Below are 19,838 nucleotides of genomic sequence, written 5' to 3'. Positions count from 1 at the left end.
TTAACGGCGAGCGGCATCATACTCAAGACGGGCTGACAGCTCTTCAACTTGACGAAGCAACAGATAAAGCTGTTGTTTTTCTTCGGCCACTTTATACACAACGCGTTGATCGGAGCGTTTTAATGTTCGAAACATCAATACCATTTTTCGTTCATGTTCCGACAGCCTGCCTACGGATTCGACCACCGTCGCCGGCGACTGCAATAACATTGGACCCTGACCACCAAATAGCCAGTCAAGCGAGACACCATGTGCGCTGGCAAGTTCCATACACACCGAGTAAGGAATGCGATCACGCCCTTTCCAACTACTGAGTGTTTGCGGACTTACTCCCAGAATCTCAGAAAGCCCGGAGTCTGTTTTAACGCGGGTTATTTTTTTCAACCGTCCAAGTATTTCAATAGATTTACTGCTACTCAATTTGAATTTTTCCAATTTGACATTGTTGTGTTTTTTGGCAGAATTTACGCGTATTGAGTATTTTTTAGTTATAGATATGTAACATTTCCCATCAAAACAAAAGACTATTGAAACAGCCCATTAGGAAAAAACAAACACATAAAGAAAACCAGAAAAAAAGATTACTTATCCGGAGTCATAATTCTTACAAGAACAGTTAAAAAGGATTACTCATCATCAAAAAACTGACTAACCCCGACATAAGGTGTCAGCCTGCATGATCAACGGATTGATCTTTCTTTGAAATTAACGTGCTTATTCAAACGAGCACACAACAATAGTTCAATTGGAGTCAGTCATGAGCACCTATAAAATGGTTTGTCCGCATTGCTTAAGCAGAATGCGTATTCGCACCAGCGAAGGTCGACATATCTTCTTACGCGTCGCTTATTTGCAATGCACAACCGAAGCCTGCGGCTGGTCAGTCAGGGCAGAATTTGAAATGACCCATGAGCTGTCTCCCAGTGGTATGCCGAACCCGGACGTGCGCCTGCCGGGTGTCAATCAGGAGTTGCGCCAAGCGGCGCTACCCTCCGAAAAAATCACTGCCGAGGGCGCCCGCGCATGACTCTTATTTATTCGCAAATCGAAGACCACCCCTACCTTCAGCAAGCTGCGCTGGTGTTCTTGCAACGTTATCAGGCTCAGCACCCCGGTAACGATCAGGTGCTTTTTTGCAAGGCAGTTCGGTATTTGGTCACGACGTTTGAATTAAGCACAGCGCTTGCGGAAAAGCTGGTCAGTCATGCCTATGGCGATTTAAAAACCATTCATGAACGACGACGTCTGGACGTCAGTGCCAGCAGCGACACGCTCGCTGTGATTACCGACCCGGCCAACGGCATGACCTGGGCTGTGCCTGTCGCCGCAATAGTCGGCAGAGTGATTGAGGCGCCCGATAACTGTCGCTTGCGCCTGGTCTGACCCGCACAGGCTCAGATCATTGCGCCTCAGCACACCAGGCGCCTTACCTGGTGTGCCAACGGCGTGTGAGCCCTGATCAAACAGGCGGTAACTTCCAGTCGATCGGGGTCAGGCCATTTTGCTCAAGGAACTTGTTGGTACGGCTGAAATGCCCATTGCCGATAAACCCACGGTAAGCCGACAACGGCGACGGGTGCACCGAGGTCAGCACCAGATGTTTAGTCGCATCGATCAGCTTTTGCTTACTCTGCGCATGGGCACCCCAAAGCAAAAAGACCAGCTGTGGTTGCTGCTCACTGACGATTTGAATAATGCGATCGGTAAAACGCTCCCAGCCTTTTTTGGCATGGGAGGCGGCAATCCCCCGCTCCACAGTCATCGTCGTGTTAAGCAACAACACGCCCTGATCCGCCCAGGACTGCAAACAGCCGTGAGGCGCGATATCAATATTCAAGTCACGCTTGAGTTCTTTATAGATATTGACCAGCGAAGGCGGCACTGCGACACCCGGCTGAACCGAGAAACACAAACCATGAGCCTGGCCAGGCCCGTGATAGGGGTCCTGCCCCAAAATGACCACTTTGATGTTGTTCAGCGGCGTTGAGTTCAGCGCATTGAAAATCAACGGCCCGGGCGGGTAGATTTCTTTGCCGGCGGCATGTTCCTGGCGCAAAAAATCGCGCAGCTCACCCATGTAGGGCTCATCGAACTCCTCACGCAAAGCCTGCTTCCAGGCAGCTTCAAGTTTTATACGATCATCCGACGTCATGGCTACACCCTTAAAAACAATGCCGCGGACACTAGAAAAGCTCGCTCCCATTGTCAATTGATCAATACCCGCAGCGCAGACTGACGATACGCACGCCAGCCTGCGACGCAGGGATTAGTCGCGTTACGTGCTCTGTGTTTTATCGACCTCCCCAGCCTCGGCCGTACCCTCCCCCATAACCATAGTGATACCCAGGTCCTGGGCCCCAGTAGTGTGGCGACGGGGCGTAGTAAGGGTGCGGGTAGACGTAATAAGGTCGGTAAACGCCGTAGTAATAAGGTGCTGGCACCGTATAAACATCAGAGCGATAAACGCTGTAACCCGAGTTATAAGGCACACACGCAGACACAGCCAAACCCAATACAACAATAGTGAGTAGACGTCGGAACATGGCGGCCTCCTGGACCGCGAAGGGGCACGATCCAGCGGCGCTGGACGGCGCCAAACAGCAATGCTGCCTGACGATTTATATGACCGCAAAAAGCAGACTCAGTGCCATGCAACACTAACCCTCAGACCAGTGGCCAGGCCAGTACGCGACAAGGTGTATAGCGCAGCGCCATTGCACAAGGCATACACTGGCGCCACCGATGCCAGCCACTCCACGGACACCCGACATGACAGCCCCCAACCTCTGCCCCGCCTGTGGTGCGCGTAATGACTGCTCTATGGCCAGTGCACAGACCGAGCACCTGCCCTGCTGGTGTTACAGCGTCAGCATTGATCCTGAGATCTTGCGGGCTTTGCCGCCCGAGCAACGCAACAGCGCATGCCTGTGCCCCCGCTGCGCCGACGTACTCAGCCAATTACCTCCAGCGCCCCCAAAACACCTCGCGTAAGATACAGGCCTGTATCTCTTGTGATTGATCGCTATGCGCGTAGACCGATTTCTGAGCAACCTGCCCCAGTTCAACCGCCAGCAGGCTCGCTTGTTGCTGATTGAAAAGCGCGTGCGGGTTGATGGCCAGATCGTCTCTGACCCGCACCATGACATTCGCGAGTTCAGCCGGGTTGAGCTCGATGAACACGTGTTGCAAGTCGGCAAACCCGCGCGTTATTTCATGCTGCACAAACCGCCTGGCTGCGTCAGCGCCACCCAAGACCCCGAGCACCCGACCGTGCTCGATCTGCTGAACGAAGACGACAAGCACGACTTGCACATCGCGGGTCGACTGGACTTCAACACCAGCGGCTTGATGCTCATCACCAATGACGGTCATTGGTCTCGCCACCTGACGCAACCACAAACCAAACTACCCAAGGTGTACTACGTCGAAACTGAACAAGACATCACTGACGCTTACATCACCCGGTTCGAACAGGGCGTATATTTCGCCTACGAAGACCTGACCACCTTGCCTGCCACACTTGAACTGCTCGGCCCACGCTCGGCGCGCTTGAGCATTGTGGAAGGTCGCTATCATCAGGTTAAACGCATGTTTGGCTACTTCGACAATAAGGTCGTGCGCCTGCACCGTGAAAGCATTGGCCCGCTGATGCTCGACAGCCGACTCGCCCCGGGCGAATACCGCGCGTTGACGTCTGAGGAAATCCAGCAGTGCTGCCCTGCGATGCAACCGCTGTAGAAGCGAGCTTGCCTCGCGATCTTTTGATCGTTGAAAAGATCGCGAGACAAGCTCGCTCCTACAGATGTGAACTGCGCTTAAGGCCACGCCTGCCTGTCACAATCGCGGCGCATTATCAGTCTGACAGACGCTCGATTCACTGGAGTCAGACCCATGATGAAGCCCGAAATCGCTGTGCTCGACATTCAGGGGCAGTATCGAATTCACACTGAGTTCTACCGCTCTGATACCGCGCAAAACACCATCATTCTGGTCAATGGGTCGATGTCCACAACAGCATCGTTCGCCCAAACCGTCAAAAACCTGCACCCGCACCTCAACGTCGTCCTTTACGATCAGCCCTACGCAGGCCAGTCCAAACACCATAACCGGCATCAGACCCCTCTGACCAAAGAACTGGAAGCCGACGTGCTTCTGGAGTTGATTGAGCACTTCGACGCCCAATACGTGCTGTCATTCTCATGGGGAGGCACCGCCGCGCTGACCGCGCTGGCCAGCTCACCCCGGCGTATCGAAAAAGCCGTCATCAGCTCATTTTCGCCCCTCATCAATGTCCCCATGCGCAACTACCTGGAGCGCGGCCGCCGCTGCCTGGCAGACTGCAACCGCACGCAGGTCGGCAATCTGGTCAACGACACCCTGGGCAAACACCTGCCTTCCCTGTTCAAGCGCTTCAACTATCGGCACGTCAGCACCTTGGCCGAACACGAATACGCGCAGATGCACTTTCACATCAACCAGGTGCTGAGCGGCGACCCTCAGTGCTATCTCAAGGCCACACAACGCATTGAAATACCGGTGCTGTTCATCAATGGCGAATGGGACGAATACACCGCCGCCAATGACGCACGGCAATTCGCACACGCGATCCGCGACAGCCAATTTGTCAGCGTAGAAAACACTGGACACTTTCTGGACATGGAACACAAACAGGCCAGCCACATCAGCAAGATTGCCTTGCTCGACTTTTTAAAACCGCCAGCGCCTGTCATCACAAGGCCCGCACAGCGACTGTCGATAGCGCTGTAACGGTGCTTGAAACACGAAAAGGTTTTAACCAACACCCTGAAATGCACGTTTCAAGAATAAAAAACTTCTCATCAAGGCCGACTTCTGGTAAAAAGTTAGCCGCTTTGAGCGGGTATAGTTTAGTGGCAAAACGAAAGCTTCCCAAGCTTTAGTTGAGGGTTCGATTCCCTCTACCCGCTCCAATTCTGCTTCTCCCTCGTTGTCCAGTATTCTCCTCTCCAGCTATCCACGCCCGCCCTCAGCCTCCAAACATCTCTTCCGACAAGCCACTCATACTCCTCATACGCAATGGGTCGTCGTTTGCGTACTGAAATTCGTTGGCTACCCCTTCAAGATTGGACCGGATCATCCTGTATCCACAGCGCCAGACTTGGAGAAATACCTTGCTGACTGACGGTCTTTACAACGGCTTTTTTATGCATAGAAAATATGCATAATGAGAGCATTCAGGATTCAATACGACAGGGCCAAAAACCTCGCCAATCAGCAAAAGCACAAAGGCATTAGTTTGGCTGATGCGGAGCAAGTGTTTTACGACGAGGCTGGCGTAACTATTCAGGACCATGACCACGACGAAGAACGCTGGGTCACCATGGGGCTGGATGCAAAGGGCCGTGTACTGGTTGTCGCCTATACGTATCGAGATCCGCATTTTGTGCGCGTCATCAGTGCCAGACTGGCAACCAAACATGAACGACGCCAGTACCAGGAGGCTTGAACCATGAAAGACGAATACGATTTCAGTACTGGCAAACGCGGCGCGGTTGCCAGCAGCAAAGGCAAGACACGTATCACCATCATGCTCGACGATGTCGTGATTGAAGCAGCCCGCAACCGCGCGGAAAGTGCGGGTACAGGCTATCAGACGTTGATCAATAACCTTCTCCGACAAGCATTGGTCTCTGAAGACGCGCACAACCTGGCCCCTGCTCCGAAAAAACGAGCCAGTACGTTGTAGGTGATTAACGATGGGATCAGCCAGTCAGATGTCGAAGCGTTGGAGCAACAACTCATCGCTGTCGCCGTCGAATTAAATCGAGTTTTAGGCACGCCAAAACCGAGCAAATCCAAGGCTAATGAATACCTTTAAGAAGGTACGCAGTTGCCTCACTAGCAACAGGCTGTAGGAGCGAGCTTGCCTCGCGATCTTTTAAAGATCAAAAGATCGCGAGACAAGCTCGCTCCTGCAGATTGGATTTACAACACGCTCTCACGCAGTTGCGGAAAGACCTTCGACACTTTGTTCAGCAGGTAGTCGCCATATTCCCCGTTGAAGGCGTGCACGTTGGCCTGGTCCCAGCGTTGGGCGCTGTCGTCTTGTTGTTCAACCGCAGGCAAGCCTTCAATGGGCTGGACCCGCGCGCGGTAGTTGGGGTCGAAGAACAGCGGGAATGACAGGCGGTCCGAACCCGAGGTGTTGCGCGCCACGCGATGCGGTGTCGAGCGGTACAGGCCGCCGGTCATGCGGTCGAGCATGTCGCCGATGTTGCACAGAAACGCGCCGGGGATCGGTGTCGCTTCAATCCAGCCTTGCGGGGTGCGCACTTGCAGGCCGCCTATGCTGTCCTGATGAAGGATGGTCAGCAGCCCGTAATCAGTGTGCTCGCCCACGCCCCATTGCACATCCAGCCCTTCTGGCACGGGTTGCGAGGGGTAATTGAACAGCCGGAACAGTATCAGCGGGTCGGCGGTGTAGCGGTCGTGGAAATACTGCGCGTCCAGCCCCAGGCTCAGGGCGACGCCTTCGAGCAGCCGATGCCCAAGCTGAGTCACCGCCTCCATGTAGGCAAGAATGGTCTCGCGAAAACCAACAACATCCGGGAACAGGTTTGCACCATGCACCGGGGTCCTGGCCACGACTTCGGGTGCCGTGTCGCCCAGCTCAGTGCCCAGATACAAGCCCTCTTTCCAGTCGGGGCGGTTTGAGGTCAGTTCGCCGCCCAGCGGAAAGTAACCCCGCCAGGCACGTCCGCCGAGCTCCATGCGCCAGCGCAATTTGGTGGCTTCGTCCAGGGCAAAAAACTCATGGCTCAAGGCTTCAAGGCGCTGAACCAGTGCCGGGTCAATGCCATGCCCGACGACATAGAAAAACCCCTGTTCGCGGCAGGCGCGGCTGATCTGCTCGGCGACGTCACTGCGCCCGCTTGCAGTGAACAATGGCGCCACATCAATGATGGGTAACTCTCGGATCGCAGTGCTCATGACCACTCAGCCCTCAAACGGCAGACGAAAAAGGTGTACGGATATCCGCCAAAAATTTCTGCGTGCGCGGATGTTCCGGGTTCTGGAAAAAGCTTTCGGCAGGCGCTCGTTCGAGTACCCGGCCCTGGTCCATAAATAAAACCCGGTCGGCCACTTCACGGGCAAAGCCCATCTCGTGGGTCACCACGACCATGGTCATGCCATCGCGGGCCAAGTCGCGCATCACCAGCAACACTTCACCGACCATCTCCGGGTCGAGCGCACTGGTCGGCTCGTCAAACAGCATCAGCGGTGGGCGCATCGCCAGCGCCCGGGCAATGGCCACGCGCTGCTGCTGACCACCGGATAAATTGATCGGAAAGGCACTCGCCTTGTGCGCAAGGCCCACACGGTCGAGTAACGCCATGGCTTCTTTTTCAGCGTCTGCCCGGCTCAGGCCGCGCAGACGAATCGGCGCCAGCGTGCAGTTTTCCAGCACGGTGAGGTGCGGGAACAGGTTGAACTGCTGAAACACAAAGCCGATGTGTGAGCGGAACTGGTTAAGGTCCAGGTCCTTGGCGTGGATGTCCTGGCCATCTATCAGAATGCGCCCGGACTTGATCGGCTCCAGGCGATTGAGGGTGCGGATCAAGGTCGACTTGCCCGACCCCGACGGCCCGCAAATCACGACTACCTCGCCCTTGGCAATGTGCTCATCGACATCCACCAGTGCCTGATAGGTGCCGTACCACTTGTTAACTTTTTCCAGGCGAATCATCAGGTCACCTTGCTGTTGTCAGTTAAGGAAACACGTTGCGTCTGACGCCGCTCCAGCCAGAAGGCGAAACGTGACAGGCCAAAGCACAATACAAAATACGTGAGCCCCAGAATCAGGTAGACCTGAGCCGGCATGGTGAACACTTGGGTGTTGATCTGCGAGGCGATAAAGGAGATTTCCGTGAGGCCAATGATGTAGCCCAATGAGGTTTCTTTGATCGTCGAGACAAACTGGTTAACCAGCGACGGCAGCATGGTGCGCAGCGCCTGTGGCAGGACCACCCAGCGCATCGTGCGCCAGTAGCCGAACCCCAGCGAACGCGATGCCTCCACCTGCCCGCGGTCCAGCCCCTGCACCCCGGCGCGAACGATCTCTGACAGGTACGCCGCGTCGAATATCACTAGTGCAATCAGCATGGTGGTGAATTGATCGGTCTTGAACCCGGTGAGGCTGGGCAGAAAAAAGTACGCCCAAAAAATCACCATCAATAACGGGGTGCCACGCACCACAAACACCAGCGCCGTGACCGGCCAACGCAGCCAGCGCCACGGGCTGAGCCGCGCCAGGCCGAACAGCACACCCAGCGGCATCGCCAATACCAGCGCGGCAGACGCCAGGATCAAGGTCAGCGCCAACCCGCCAAGCGGACCGTTGGGGTATTGACCGACCAGGAAGTACACCCAGTACGAATCGATCAACTCTAATGTGGTCATCGTGATTTCGCCTGCACGTAGCGGTGTTGATACCACGCCGCAGCACCGGTAATCAGCAGCGACACGCTGAGATAGGCCGATGTGGCAAAGGCAAAGGATTCAAGGCTGCGGAATGTTGCGGTTTCAACCTGCCCGGCCTGATACATCAACTCGGCCACACCGACTACCGTGGCGATGCTGGTGTTTTTCCACAGATTGAGGGTTTGCGAGATCAGCGGCGCGACGGTCACCCGCAAAGCTTGCGGCAAGACCACCAAACGCATGCTCGCCAGATAACCAAAGCCCAGGGCACGCCCGGCTTCCAGTTGCACAGTGGGGATCGCCCGGATACCGCTGCGAATGTCTTCGCTCATAAAGGCTGCGGTGTACAGCGTCAGTGCGACGATGGCACTGATGGCCTCGATGTTGCCGGCGTAGAGCCACTCGCGAAAGGACTCGGGCAAAAACTCGGGCGCCGCGAAATACCAGAACAGCATGTGCGCCAGCAGCGGAATATTGCGGATGGACTCGACGTAGGCAAAACCCAGCCATTGCAGCGGCCGCACAGGTGACAGGCGCAGCAAGGCAATAAACAGGGCCAACGGAAGTGCGCACACTAACGTGACACAGGCGAGCTTGATGGACAGCATCAAGCCACTGAGCAGCATGTCGTGGTATTGACCGCTCAGGAGTAACGAATAATCAAAATCCAGCATCTCGCGCAAAACTCTTGGAGACCGGCCGGCCATTCATTGGCGTTGCCTGGGGTTACCAGACCAGCAATGTCATGACCGGCCCGCCTAATGGCAGCGGTTACTCAACCTGATCGGAGTCGATCTTGAAATGGCGCTCGGCCTGGTTCGATTTGGTGCCCGGGCCGTACCATTTCAGGTACAGCTTCTCGGCTTCGCCCGAGCTTTCAAGTCGCGCAAGAGTCTTGTCGACAGCCACTTTCAAGTCGCCGCTGTCTTTGGGCAATGCCAGCGCCAGCGCTTCGGTGCTGAGGTTTTCAGGGAGAATTGCGTAACCTTTGGCGCCCGCACCGATCTTCGCAAAATCGTTGGTCAGCGCAGATTCATCATCGACAAACGCCTTGCCTTTACCTTGCTGCAACGCTAGCAGTGCTTGTTGCGAAGTGTCGAAGGTCACGACTTTAGCGGTCGGCAGCGCCTTGAGGATGTTGGGTTCCTGAGTACCGCCTTTGACGGTGAGGATTTTTTCTCCGGCCAGTTGATCAAGTGCCGTCACGCCGCTGGATTTCTTCACCATGGCTTTTTGCCCGGTGATCAACACTGAATACGAGAAATCGACCAGCGCCTCACGTTCTTTGTTGTGGGTCAGAGAAGCGGCCAGCAGATCGACGCGGCCCTGCTGCAACTCTGGAATCCGCGCAGCTACGGCGATCTGCTTGTAGACCGGCTTGACGCCCAGGTCCTTGGCAATTTCATTGCCCAGATCAATCTCATAACCAATGATCTGACGGGTCTTGGGGTCAACGAAACTGTTGGGCTCATCAGTACCCAAGGTACCGATCACAATCTCGCCCTTGTTTTTGATGGAGGCGACATCGGCAAAAACGCCAGCGCTCACGAGAGACAAAGCAACTGCAACGGCCGAACTCAGAAGGCTAATTCTCATCTCAGGATCTCAGAAGAAAAACTTAAGAACGTGACCCCGCCACTGATCAGCAGTGCAGGCCATTAGCCTTGAAGTCTAACAACCCGAACCATTGGTAATAAAAGAACTATTTAATATATCTATATCGCATTAATGATTGTCGGACAGCTGTGACGAGCGCCATTCCTCCCTGTGGGAGCGGGCTTGCTCGCGATGCAAGCGACTCGGTCTATCTGTTACACCTTGTCGATCCAATCGCGAGCAAGCCCGCTCCCACAGAGTACAGACGCTTTAATTCCCCTTCATCGCCGCCGTCAGCTTGTCGACGTTGTAGCGGAACATTTGTGCATACGTTGGCGCCGGGCCATCGGCAGGTGACAACGATTCAACGTAAAGCTCGCCACCCGGCTGCGCGCCGCTGGCATCAGCGATTTGCTTGACCAGCCGCGGGTCGCTGGAGTTTTCGAAGAAGTAGGTGCTGACGTGTTCTTGCTTGATCTGTTTGATCAGCTTGGCCACGTCCGAAGCCGACGCTTCAGTCTCGGTCGAAAAGCCCAGCGGCGACAGGAAGGTCACGCCGTAGGCATCGCCGAAGTAACCAAACGCATCGTGCGAGGTCAGGACCTTGCGTTTGTCACTAGGGATTGCCTGGACCTGCGCGCGGGCATAAGCATCCAGTTGCTCCAACTGCTGGATGTACTGCTCGCCTTTGGCCTGATAATCGCTGGCATTGGCCGGGTCAGCCTTTTGCAAGGCGCTGATGATGTTACGCACATACACCACACCGTTCGCCGCACTGTTCCAGGCATGCGGATCGGTGATGCGCTTGCCGTCTTCTTCCATGCTGCGGGTCTTGATGCCATTGGACAGCACCACCGGCTGGCCCTGGTAACCCGAGGCCTTGATCAAGCGGTCAAGCCAGCCTTCCAGGTGCAGACCGCTGACAAACACCAGATTGGCCCGCTTCAACGCCTGCGCGTCATTGGGCGTTGGCTCGTAGGCATGCGGATCGCCGTTAGGGCCGATCAGCGAGGTCACGTGCACATGGTCACCGCCCACGTTCTGCACCATGTCGGCAAGCACGGTGAATGACGCCACCGCTTCGATGGGTTTTGCCTGGGCAAGACCGGCCATACTCGACAATGCAAAAACAGCAGCCAGCAGCATTTTTGGCTTCATGCGAATCCCCTTTGGGTGAGTGTCGGAAATCAGTGGGTGAGATGCGTTTTCGGGAGCAAGCGACGGACAATTCCACTGCGGCCAAACAGCAGCGAAATCACATAAAAAGCACTGGCGGTCAGCACAATCGCCGGGCCGGAAGCGACGCCGGCATGAAACGAAACGATCAAACCAATAAAGCCCGAGAGCGTGGCGACCACGGTCGAAATGATCATCAGCGCACTTAATGATGTGGCCCAGAACCGCGACACGGTGGCCGGGATGATCATCATGCCCACCGCCATCAACGTGCCCAGCGCTTGAAAACCGGCTACCAGATTGAGCACTACCAGCAGCAAAAACAGCACGTGATACAGCGAGCCTTTACCCCCCACCGCACGCAGGAAGCCGGGGTCGAAACACTCCAGTATCAGCGGTCGATAAATCAGGGCGAGCACGATCAAGGTGAATGAGGCGATGCAGCCGACCATGAAAATGGCCTGGCTGTCGATGGCCAAAATGGTGCCGAAAAGTACGTGCAGCAGGTCCACGCTGGAACCATGCAACGAGACAATCAACACCCCGGCAGCCAGCGAAGTGAGGTAAAAACTCGCGAAACTGGCGTCTTCGCGCAAGGTCGTAAAGCGGCTGACCAACCCGGCCAGTAACGCCACCAACAACCCGGCGATCAACCCGCCAAAGCCCATGGCGGGCAATGACAAACCGGCGAACAAAAAGCCGACTGCCGCACCGGGCAATACCGCGTGGCTCATCGCATCACCGACCAGGCTCATGCGTCGCAACATCAACAACACACCCACCGGACCGGAGCCGATACCCAGCGCCAGGCAAGCCACTAAGGCGCGGCGCATAAAGCCAAATTCAACAAACGGTTGCACGACCATCTGATACAGCATCATGAAGGCTGCTCCTCGTTCATATCGCAGGCCGTGGCATCGTCACTCCAGTACTCGGCCATGTTGCGCGCGCGGCGCAAATTGTCGGCGTGCAACACAGTCGCGGTATCGCCCCAGGCAATCGCCTCGCGCGCCATCAGCAGCGTATTGGGGAAATGTTTGCGCACCTGTTCGATGTCATGCAGCACCGCGATCACGGTGCGGCCCTGACCGTGCCAGTCGCGGATCAGTTTGAGCAGGTCTTGAGTGGTGCGGGCATCAATGGCGGTAAAGGGTTCGTCCAGCAAAATCACCGAGGCGTTCTGCATCAACAAGCGCGCAAACAGCACCCGCTGAAACTGCCCGGACGACAACGAGCCGACACTGCGATCTTCAAACCCTTCAAGCCCGACGGCGATCAACGCCTCCTGGGCCTGCCGGGCTTGCTCACGGCTGACGCCACGAAAGGCACCGATGCTGCGCCATGCGCCCATCAGCACCGTATCGACAACATTCAGGGGGAAGCTGCGATCGATCTCGGCCGCTTGCGGCAAATAACCAAGATTGCGCAACGCCAGATTCCCGCGATCCACCCGCCCGGCGGCGGGCTTTAGCGTGCCGGCAATGGTTTTGATCAGCGTCGACTTGCCGGCACCGTTAGGGCCGACAATCGCAGTCAGGCTGCCTGCATCGAAGCAACCGCTGATGTGATGCACCGCCGGTCGGCGCTCATAGGTGACGGTCAGGTCATCCAGGCTAATGCTCGCTGCACTCATGGAATCGCCACCGCCCAGGCGATGCCCAGCCACAGCACCACCAACACACACAACGAGGTTAACAGTCGCTTACCCGCAGACTGGGCCAGCGCAGAACTGACAATGCCTGCAACAAGGGGGGATCGGGGAGTCTTCACGCGGGTCGCTCGAAATATAATGTAATGATATTACATCCCAGCAAACTGTTATGCCTAGTGAATACATGCTACTGGCCAGCGAAATCTGTACAGCCTGCACCCGCAGCAAATCCGCACTCAGCAGAAAACGCGGCTGTATCAAGCACTTGCCTGAGGCGCGTGCCATTTTGTCGCACCACCCTTGATCGCTTGATTGACGCGGCGTGGCGCCTCGCCAGAACGCAGGCTCGGTACACATCGCTGTGAGTCGAGAAAAAGCAGTGGTAGATTCCCGCCCCATGAGATTTGCCCGTGACCACCGTTCGCTCGTTGCCTGGATGCTGCTGGCTTTCATCCTGTTCAACGGCCTCGCCTGCAGTATCTGCCACGGGCAGATGCTCGGTGCGTTTTCGCGGGCACCTACACGGATGGAGTGCGGCATGAGCCACACCCCCAGCCATGCCATGAAAGGCATGTCGAAGATCAGCGACATGTCACCAACGTCCATGAAAGCCATGGAAGACACCTGCTCATTTGCCGCCTCGGTGGCTCAGGCGTTGATCTTCTTTATCGCACTGGGCTGGCTGATCCGCCGTGCACGCCCCACTCGAGCCCAGCCCCGTGACCCGCTCAAACCCCCGCCCCGCTACGTGATCCCCAGGCTTCAACCACAAGCCCCGTAACCCCACGTTCGTTCACGGCGCGCACCTGCGTCGCTCACTGATTCGACAACGTTATGCCGGCGCGCAGTGCGTGTGCGCGCGGCTTTGTGGTGAAAACATGTCTGAACACATTGTAAAAATGGCGCCTGTGGCGTCAGGGCACTTGCTCGCCCTGTTGAAACGTACCGGCTTGCCGATCAAACCGTTGCTGCTGGCCAGCGCCAGCATTTGGCAACTCCCGGCCCTGGCCGACGCCCCCACACCCGTGGTCCTCGAGGCGTTACAGGTCAACGCCACCGCGCTCTCCCCGCTGCAGGACCCGCTGCACCTGGATGAGCAGAACACCACCGGCAGCCGACTGGGCCTCACCGCCCGCGAAACCCCGGCCACGGTCGAGGTCAAAACTCAGCAAGACATGCAGGTCAAAGGCCTACGCACCACCAAAGAGGTGTTTTCCGACATCAACGGCGCCACGGTCGGCAACGTCCCGGGCAACCCGGCCGTACTGACAATGCGCGGCTTCAGTGGCAGTGCAATTAATGTGATGCAAGACGGCGTGCGCGTGGCGTCCTCGACCCTTGTCACCCGTGATGTCGACACCTGGAACTACGAGCGTGTCGAAGTGCTCAAGGGCCCGTCTTCGGTGTTGTCTGGCGAAGGCGCGCTGGGCGGCGCGGTGAACATGATTACGCGCAAGGCCAGCCTGGATGGCCAGCACGTGGACGGTATGTTCAGTGCTGGCAGTTTCAACACCCGGCGTGCCGCGATCGGGGTCAACCAGCCGCTGTCCGACACCGTGGCCGTGCGGGCGGACATCAGTTCGCTGAGTTCCGACAGCCTGTACGACATCGATCATCAGAACACCAGCGCTTTGGGCCTGACGGGCAGCCTGCTCTACACCCCCAATGACGACCTGTCGATGCTGTTTGCCATCGACCATTTCGACGATTCCTACGACTCGGCCTACCAAGGCTCGCCCTTGGTGGCCGCTTCCGCGGCGGGCCACGCCAGCGGTATCGTCAAAAACCCTTATGGCCTGGTCATCGACAAATCGGCCCGCTACCTGAACTACAGCCCGGACGGCGCGCACTCTGGGGCCCGCAGTACTGCGTTGCGCTGGACCACGGATTACCGCCTCAACGATGACTGGTCGCTCAACAACCTGGCCAGTTACTACACCGCAAGGCGAGATTTCTTTCTCTCGGGCGAGCAAACCTACAACCGCAGCACCGGACTGCTGGACCGCACCGACCAGCGCATCAGCCACGATCATCAGTTCTGGAGCGAACGCTTGAGCGCGACCAACGACACGCTGCTGGGCGATTTCCGTAACCGGTTTACGGTCGGTGGCGAATTTAACTACACCCGCTTCAGCAACCCCCGACAAAACGGCACCACTACTTCGGTTGACCCGCACAACCCGGATGTCGGCAGCTTCCCGTCCAGCGACAGCAACAACTGGCCCGGCGCCGGTAACAACGTGGTGTATCAGTCCAATATGGACACCACCGCGCTGTTTGCCGAAGACGCCTTCAACCTGACACCCGACTGGTTATGGGTCGGCGGCGTGCGCTACGAAGACATCGACCTGCGTCGTGCCATCACCGATCTCAACCTGGGCACCCGGCAGTCATTCAACCCGACCTACCGGCCGTTTTCATGGCGCATGGGCACGGTGTATAACCTGACGCCTGACGTGCAGCTTTACGCTCAGTACTCAACGGCCGTGACACCGGTGTCGTCCTTGCTGCTGATCTCGACCGCCAATGGCGGCTTCGACCTGTCCAAAGGGCGTTCAGTGGAAGTCGGCTTCAAGGCCAGTGCCTTTGACGGGCGTACCACGGTGCTGGGCTCGCTGTACTGGATTCGTCTCAATGACATTCTGACCCGCGACCCCAACGACGCGACGCTGACCATTCAAGGGGGCAGCCAGGTTTCCAAGGGCATGGAACTGAGCACATCGACCCAATTGACCTCGCAACTGCAGCTCGATCTGGGGGTTTCGCTGGTGGATGCGCGCTACGACGAACTGATCGAAGCGGGCGGCGCGGATCGCTCCGGCAACCACCCGGTCAACGTCCCGCACACCACCGCCAATGCCGCCGTGCTGTACCGTTTGAACACCTTGCCAGTGACGCTTGGGGCTTTCGTCAAGCACGCCAGCGGGTTCTACACCGACACGGCCAACACCTATTTTGTGGAGGGCCACACCACGCTGGATGCATCGATCAGTTATGAGCTGAAAAACGCCACCGTGACCTTGCGCGGCCGCAACCTCACCAACGCGTTCTATGGTGAGTATTCCGGCTATTCATCGACGCAGGTGTTTCTGGGAGCACCCCGCAGTGCCGAGTTGGGCGTAACGTTCAAGTTCTAACCGGGAGTGGCGTGTGAACGTCACCCACGTTCACACGCCAGTGTTGGAGGATCAATGGCCTTGCGCTTCACCCTTGATCCACTCAATGAACTGACGGGTCATTTCGCTGACGCCTTTTTGCCGCTGCGTCAGCAAGTAATAAGCGAGCTTGTGCCGCATGCTCAGGTGAGGAAACGGAATCACCAACTCTCCATTGCGCACGGCCCGCTCGCACAGTTCGATGGCACACAAAGCCACGCCATGCCCCTCGATCGCCAGTTGCGCCAGCACGTTGGAGTCCGTCACCACATGCCCGGTGCGCACATGCAAATCCGCCTGCGGGTAAAGCGCCAGCCAGCTCTCCCAATCGTGGTAATGCCGGTCGTGCAACAACGGCTGACTTGCCAGGTCGGCCGGTATATGGATGGCTTGCGCCAGCGCAGGTGAACACACAGGTACATAGTTAAGCCCCATCAAGTACTCGGCCTCAAAACCGGGCCAATCAGAGGTCCCCCACTTGATGGCCAACTCGACTTCGTCGGGAAACTCGACCCGCTGAGTACTGAGCAACTGCTGAATATGCAGCGCCGGAAAACGCCGAGTGAAGTGTTTAAGCCGAGGCGTCAGCCAAAACGCACTCATCACCGGCTCCGCCTCGATGTACAACACCGGCGGTGCTGCTTGCCGGGCACACTTTTCGAACGCGCCAACCAATTGCTCAAAAGGCCCGCGAATATCACTCAGCAATGCTGCCCCCGCCTTGGTCAGCGTGACGGTGCGCGTGGAGCGCACAAACAAGGGCACCCCCAGTACCTCTTCCAGCTTCACAACCTGCTGGCTGACCGCCGACTGCGACAAGTGCAGCAGATTCGCCGCGCGCGTAAAGCTGCCCTGCTCGGCCACTGTTTTAAAGGCCAGCAATAACGTGAGATGGGGCAAACGCTCTGTGAACTTATTCATAAGAGGTCGTTATCAGTCCATTACTAAATCGCGATTCTCTCTGCGCGAGAGCCTGCCTACATTAGCCGCAGACCCCGAAAATAAAGGGGGCCTATCCAATAATTACAATAGTTGGGACTCAATATGCTGCAAAACACGCAGAAAGACCTAACCCTGATTTTCACCAGTATCGCGGTGATTTCGCTGACGGTTATCGGCCTGATGATGTTTCCCGATCAGGCCAAAGTGCTGGCCGATCATCTGTTCACTTCCGCCACCATGACCTTCGGCACGCTGGTGCAAGTGCTGGGGTTTGTCTGCGTCATCCTGATCGTCGGTCTGGCCTTCAGCAAGTACGGCAACATCCGCTTGGGCGAAGGCAAACCGGAGTACAAAAACACCAGTTGGATCTTCATGTTCATTTGCGCAGGGCTCGGCTCGGCAACCATGTACTGGGCCTTTATGGAGTGGGCGTATTACTACCTCACACCGGGCCTGGACATTGCCTCCGCCAGTAAGCAAGCACTGGAAATGAGCATCGCGTACTCGTTCTTTCACTGGGGCATCACCCCTTGGGCGATCTACGGCATTGCCTCGCTGGCGATGGCGTATCACTTCCATGTCCGCAAAAACAAAGGCCTGAGCCTGGCGGGCATTATTGAGGCGATTACCGGCTTCAAGGCCCATGGTCCGGTGGGACGAATCATCGACCTGATCTTCCTGTTTGCCACCTTCGGCGGGCTGGTCCTGACCACCACCCTCACCGCGTCGACCGTGGCTAAAGGGCTGTCCGATCTGACCGGCCTGACTGACGGCTTTTTGCTCAAGGCCTGTCTGGTGATGTTAGTCACCGTGGTGTTCTCGCTCAGTTCCTGGATCGGCATCAGCTCCGGCATGCAGCGCCTGGCCAAGCTGGCCTGCGGCATGACCATGCTTTTCGCTCTGGTTGTATTGCTGCTTGGGCCAACCCTGTTCAGCATCAATAACACCGCCAACGCTATTGGCCTGACACTGCAAAATTTCATCCACATGAGCCTGGCCACGGATCCAACCGGTAACGGCGAATTTGCTCGCGGCTGGACGGTGTTTTATTGGCTGTACTGGATCACTTATGCGCCGGGCGTGGCCATTTTCGTCACCCGTGTGTCCAAGGGCCGCACAATCAAGGAAGTGGTCATGGCCATGATCCTCGGGGGCTGCGGCGGGTGCTGGTTCTTCTTCGGCAGCCTGCAGAGTTTTGCCATTCACCAGTTCATCACCGATGTGGTCAACGCGCCCGCCATGCTCAGCGGTGCCGGTGGCGAAGCGGCAGTCTCGCTACTGTTGAACAGCCTGCCTTTTGGCAAAGTACTGTCGGTCATCTACTTCGTGTTGATGCTGGTTTTCCTGGCCTCGCACCTCGACGCCGTGGCCTACACCGTTGCCGCAACCAGCACCCGCAATCTGCGCGAAGGCCAGGACCCGGCGCCGTCACTGCGTTTGTTCTGGTGCCTGCTGCTAGCCGCGTTGCCACTGGCGATGCTGTACATCAACGCCTCACTCAACACCTTGAAAACAGCGGTGATCCTGACCGCCATCCCGTTCATTTTTATCCTGTTCGTAAAAATCTGGGGCCTGTTGAAATGGCTGCGTGAAGACTATGCCGCCATGCCCGCCAGTCTGATTGAAGAACAGAGCGAACGCCTGTCCACCATGGATGCCGCCCAAGCAAGCGCCGCCCGTGCCCACCAACGCCACAGTGCTGCACCGACTCTGGAAACACAGCCATGAAAATCATAGATGTAGAAGCCATCTGGTTGCGCGTGCCTGCGCTCGATCAACCCTGCGAATGGGGTGAGGATGCGTTGATCGTACGCATCCATACCGACACCGGGCTGATCGGTGTCGGGGAAACCGACAGTTCCCCGGCGGTGGTCAAAGCCTTGATCGAAACTCCGGCCTCCCACGAAACCTGCCAGGGATTGCGCGACATACTGCTGGGCGAAAACCCGCTGGAAATCGACCGTTTGTGGAAGAAGATGTACCGCCAATCCGAATACATGGGCCGCCGCGGGGCGGCGATTCATGCGATCAGTGCGCTGGACATCGCACTCTGGGATCTTGCCGGACAGCATTACGGCGTGCCGGTGCACACGTTGCTGGGCGGAAAATACCGTGAGCACATCCCGGCTTACGGCACGTTTATTCCAAGGCCCGACGAAGCCGGTAACCGTGAACTTGTGCGGGGGTTGCTGGCCCAGGGTTTGCGCAGCATCAAGTTGGGTGGCGCCGGGTTTGGCGAGGACCTGCGCAAAGACCAGGCATTGCTGCGAGTCATCCGGGAAGAAATCGGTGAGGACGTGCAACTGCAAATCGACCTGGTGGGCCGTTGGCGAAACTATCCGCACGCACTGGCGCAATGTGATGCATTGCGTGAGTTCGATCTGAACTGGATCGAAGAGCCCCTGCCCTCCGACGATACGCGCGGCTTGGCGTATCTGGCTGAGCGCTCGGGCATGCGCATATCCGGCGGCGAAGGCTTGGCCACACGCCATGAATTCCGTCACTTCCTCGAAGCATCAAGGCCCGCGATCATTCAGCCCGACATTACCCGCTGCGGCGGTATCAGCGAGATGCGCCACATCTACGAGCTGGCACAACTGAATGGCGCGCAATTGGTCCCTCACGGTTTCAGCACCGGAATTTTGCTGGCGGCCACGGTGCACTTTCTCGCCGCCAGCGAGTTCGGTGAACTGATCGAGTACTCACAAAGTGACAGCCCGCTGTTCCGGGGGTTGGTGAAAAACCTGTTGCCACTGCATGACGGCCAGGTCCCTGTGCCCGATACACCCGGACTGGGCGTGGTGCTGGACGAGGCCATGATTGAGCGCTACCGCGTTCACCGCTGAATCCAGGAGATG

General features: G+C 57.1%; 22 protein-coding genes, 1 tRNA gene and 1 pseudogene. 12 read left to right on the top strand and 12 right to left on the bottom strand.

All coding sequences use genetic code 11. The features are described from left to right. Positions 1 to 420, bottom strand: a complete 420-nt coding sequence (locus tag GHO25_RS05585; protein ID WP_178109996.1) for a helix-turn-helix domain-containing protein — start codon at positions 418 to 420, stop codon at positions 1 to 3. 337 nt (positions 421 to 757) lie between these two features. Between GHO25_RS05585 and GHO25_RS05580 the strand changes: the two genes are divergently transcribed. Together GHO25_RS05580 and GHO25_RS05575 are read left to right on the top strand one after the other, a co-directional pair. Continuing rightward, positions 758 to 1,027, top strand: a complete 270-nt coding sequence (locus GHO25_RS05580; protein ID WP_048385491.1) for an ogr/Delta-like zinc finger family protein — start codon at positions 758 to 760, stop codon at positions 1,025 to 1,027. After that, the gene (locus GHO25_RS05575) at positions 1,024 to 1,383 is read left to right on the top strand and encodes a hypothetical protein (protein ID WP_048368010.1); all 360 of its coding nucleotides are present in this window, start codon (positions 1,024 to 1,026) and stop codon (positions 1,381 to 1,383) included. The genes GHO25_RS05580 and GHO25_RS05575 overlap by 4 nt, the downstream gene beginning before the upstream one ends. Before the next feature lie 76 nt (positions 1,384 to 1,459). On the opposite strand, the gene ung is transcribed toward GHO25_RS05575, so the two are convergent. Further along, complete coding sequence (gene ung / locus GHO25_RS05570) at positions 1,460 to 2,152, bottom strand: uracil-DNA glycosylase (RefSeq protein ID WP_153390105.1); 693 nt, start codon at positions 2,150 to 2,152, stop codon at positions 1,460 to 1,462. A 617-nt stretch (positions 2,153 to 2,769) separates the two neighbouring features. Between ung and GHO25_RS05565 the strand changes: the two genes are divergently transcribed. The 6 genes and pseudogenes from GHO25_RS05565 to GHO25_RS26835 all read left to right on the top strand — a co-directional run bounded on the left by GHO25_RS05565 (position 2,770) and on the right by GHO25_RS26835 (position 5,857). Continuing rightward, complete coding sequence (locus tag GHO25_RS05565) at positions 2,770 to 2,991, top strand: cysteine-rich CWC family protein (RefSeq protein WP_153390104.1); 222 nt, start codon at positions 2,770 to 2,772, stop codon at positions 2,989 to 2,991. Between the two features lie 33 nt (positions 2,992 to 3,024). Beyond that, on the top strand, positions 3,025 to 3,738 hold the full coding sequence (locus GHO25_RS05560) for a pseudouridine synthase (RefSeq protein ID WP_153390103.1): 714 nt from the start codon (positions 3,025 to 3,027) through the stop codon (positions 3,736 to 3,738). A gap of 156 nt (positions 3,739 to 3,894) precedes the next feature. Then, positions 3,895 to 4,767 carry an alpha/beta fold hydrolase gene (locus tag GHO25_RS05555; protein ID WP_178110000.1) on the top strand — a complete coding sequence of 291 codons (873 nt, stop codon included), beginning with the start codon at positions 3,895 to 3,897 and terminating at the stop codon, positions 4,765 to 4,767. Between the two features lie 108 nt (positions 4,768 to 4,875). Beyond that, positions 4,876 to 4,949, top strand: a tRNA-Gly gene (locus GHO25_RS05550). Between the two features lie 254 nt (positions 4,950 to 5,203). After that, positions 5,204 to 5,485, top strand: a complete 282-nt coding sequence (locus GHO25_RS05545) for a BrnT family toxin (RefSeq protein ID WP_048368018.1) — start codon at positions 5,204 to 5,206, stop codon at positions 5,483 to 5,485. Positions 5,486 to 5,488: 3 nt separating this feature from the next. Beyond that, positions 5,489 to 5,857, top strand: a pseudogene (locus GHO25_RS26835) (BrnA antitoxin family protein). 107 nt (positions 5,858 to 5,964) lie between these two features. Here the strand turns inward: GHO25_RS26835 and GHO25_RS05535 are convergent. The 9 genes from GHO25_RS05535 to GHO25_RS05495 all read right to left on the bottom strand — a co-directional run bounded on the left by GHO25_RS05535 (position 5,965) and on the right by GHO25_RS05495 (position 13,002). After that, the gene (locus GHO25_RS05535; protein ID WP_153390100.1) at positions 5,965 to 6,969 is read right to left on the bottom strand and encodes an isopenicillin N synthase family oxygenase; all 1,005 of its coding nucleotides are present in this window, start codon (positions 6,967 to 6,969) and stop codon (positions 5,965 to 5,967) included. A gap of 13 nt (positions 6,970 to 6,982) precedes the next feature. Continuing rightward, entirely contained in the window at positions 6,983 to 7,726 is a 744-nt protein-coding gene (locus tag GHO25_RS05530) for an amino acid ABC transporter ATP-binding protein (protein WP_048368023.1), read from the bottom strand. Beyond that, positions 7,726 to 8,439, bottom strand: a complete 714-nt coding sequence (locus GHO25_RS05525) for an amino acid ABC transporter permease (protein ID WP_153334140.1) — start codon at positions 8,437 to 8,439, stop codon at positions 7,726 to 7,728. Before GHO25_RS05525 ends, GHO25_RS05530 begins: the two co-directional genes overlap by 1 nt. Beyond that, positions 8,436 to 9,134, bottom strand: coding sequence for an amino acid ABC transporter permease (locus GHO25_RS05520; protein ID WP_048385503.1), 699 nt, complete (start codon positions 9,132 to 9,134; stop codon positions 8,436 to 8,438). The genes GHO25_RS05525 and GHO25_RS05520 overlap by 4 nt, the downstream gene beginning before the upstream one ends. A gap of 97 nt (positions 9,135 to 9,231) precedes the next feature. Further along, positions 9,232 to 10,056 (bottom strand): ABC transporter substrate-binding protein, encoded by an 825-nt coding sequence (locus GHO25_RS05515; RefSeq protein ID WP_153390099.1) that lies wholly within the window; start codon positions 10,054 to 10,056, stop codon positions 9,232 to 9,234. A gap of 270 nt (positions 10,057 to 10,326) precedes the next feature. After that, positions 10,327 to 11,214 carry a metal ABC transporter substrate-binding protein gene (locus GHO25_RS05510; protein WP_153390098.1) on the bottom strand — a complete coding sequence of 296 codons (888 nt, stop codon included), beginning with the start codon at positions 11,212 to 11,214 and terminating at the stop codon, positions 10,327 to 10,329. Positions 11,215 to 11,243: 29 nt separating this feature from the next. Beyond that, positions 11,244 to 12,113: a metal ABC transporter permease gene (locus GHO25_RS05505; protein ID WP_153390097.1), complete on the bottom strand. Its 870-nt coding sequence runs from the start codon at positions 12,111 to 12,113 to the stop codon at positions 11,244 to 11,246. Beyond that, positions 12,110 to 12,865 (bottom strand): metal ABC transporter ATP-binding protein, encoded by a 756-nt coding sequence (locus GHO25_RS05500; RefSeq protein WP_153373707.1) that lies wholly within the window; start codon positions 12,863 to 12,865, stop codon positions 12,110 to 12,112. Before GHO25_RS05500 ends, GHO25_RS05505 begins: the two co-directional genes overlap by 4 nt. Continuing rightward, positions 12,862 to 13,002 carry a hypothetical protein gene (locus tag GHO25_RS05495; RefSeq protein ID WP_153326222.1) on the bottom strand — a complete coding sequence of 47 codons (141 nt, stop codon included), beginning with the start codon at positions 13,000 to 13,002 and terminating at the stop codon, positions 12,862 to 12,864. The genes GHO25_RS05500 and GHO25_RS05495 overlap by 4 nt, the downstream gene beginning before the upstream one ends. A 278-nt stretch (positions 13,003 to 13,280) precedes the next feature. On the opposite strand from GHO25_RS05495, the gene GHO25_RS05490 reads away from it, so the two are divergent. Beyond that, the gene (locus GHO25_RS05490) at positions 13,281 to 13,664 is read left to right on the top strand and encodes a DUF2946 domain-containing protein (protein ID WP_153390096.1); all 384 of its coding nucleotides are present in this window, start codon (positions 13,281 to 13,283) and stop codon (positions 13,662 to 13,664) included. A 97-nt stretch (positions 13,665 to 13,761) separates the two neighbouring features. Continuing rightward, the gene (locus GHO25_RS05485; RefSeq protein ID WP_218581066.1) at positions 13,762 to 16,020 is read left to right on the top strand and encodes a TonB-dependent siderophore receptor; all 2,259 of its coding nucleotides are present in this window, start codon (positions 13,762 to 13,764) and stop codon (positions 16,018 to 16,020) included. A 51-nt stretch (positions 16,021 to 16,071) separates the two neighbouring features. Here GHO25_RS05485 and GHO25_RS05480 read toward each other — a convergent pair whose 3' ends face one another. After that, positions 16,072 to 16,959, bottom strand: coding sequence for a LysR substrate-binding domain-containing protein (locus GHO25_RS05480; RefSeq protein WP_153390095.1), 888 nt, complete (start codon positions 16,957 to 16,959; stop codon positions 16,072 to 16,074). A gap of 123 nt (positions 16,960 to 17,082) precedes the next feature. Here GHO25_RS05480 and GHO25_RS05475 point away from each other — a divergent pair, with 123 nt between their 5' ends. Then, on the top strand, positions 17,083 to 18,708 hold the full coding sequence (locus GHO25_RS05475) for a BCCT family transporter (protein WP_153390094.1): 1,626 nt from the start codon (positions 17,083 to 17,085) through the stop codon (positions 18,706 to 18,708). After that, entirely contained in the window at positions 18,705 to 19,826 is a 1,122-nt protein-coding gene (locus GHO25_RS05470; protein WP_153390093.1) for a mandelate racemase/muconate lactonizing enzyme family protein, read from the top strand. The genes GHO25_RS05475 and GHO25_RS05470 overlap by 4 nt, the downstream gene beginning before the upstream one ends. The last annotated feature ends 12 nt before the right edge of the window (positions 19,827 to 19,838 follow it).

It is taken from the genome of Pseudomonas sp. FSL R10-1350, assembly GCF_009600525.1.
GTDB lineage: Bacteria > Pseudomonadota > Gammaproteobacteria > Pseudomonadales > Pseudomonadaceae > Aquipseudomonas > Aquipseudomonas helleri.
The sequence above is the reverse complement of the archived record's forward strand: the minus strand, read 5'-3'. Positions and strand labels throughout refer to the sequence as shown.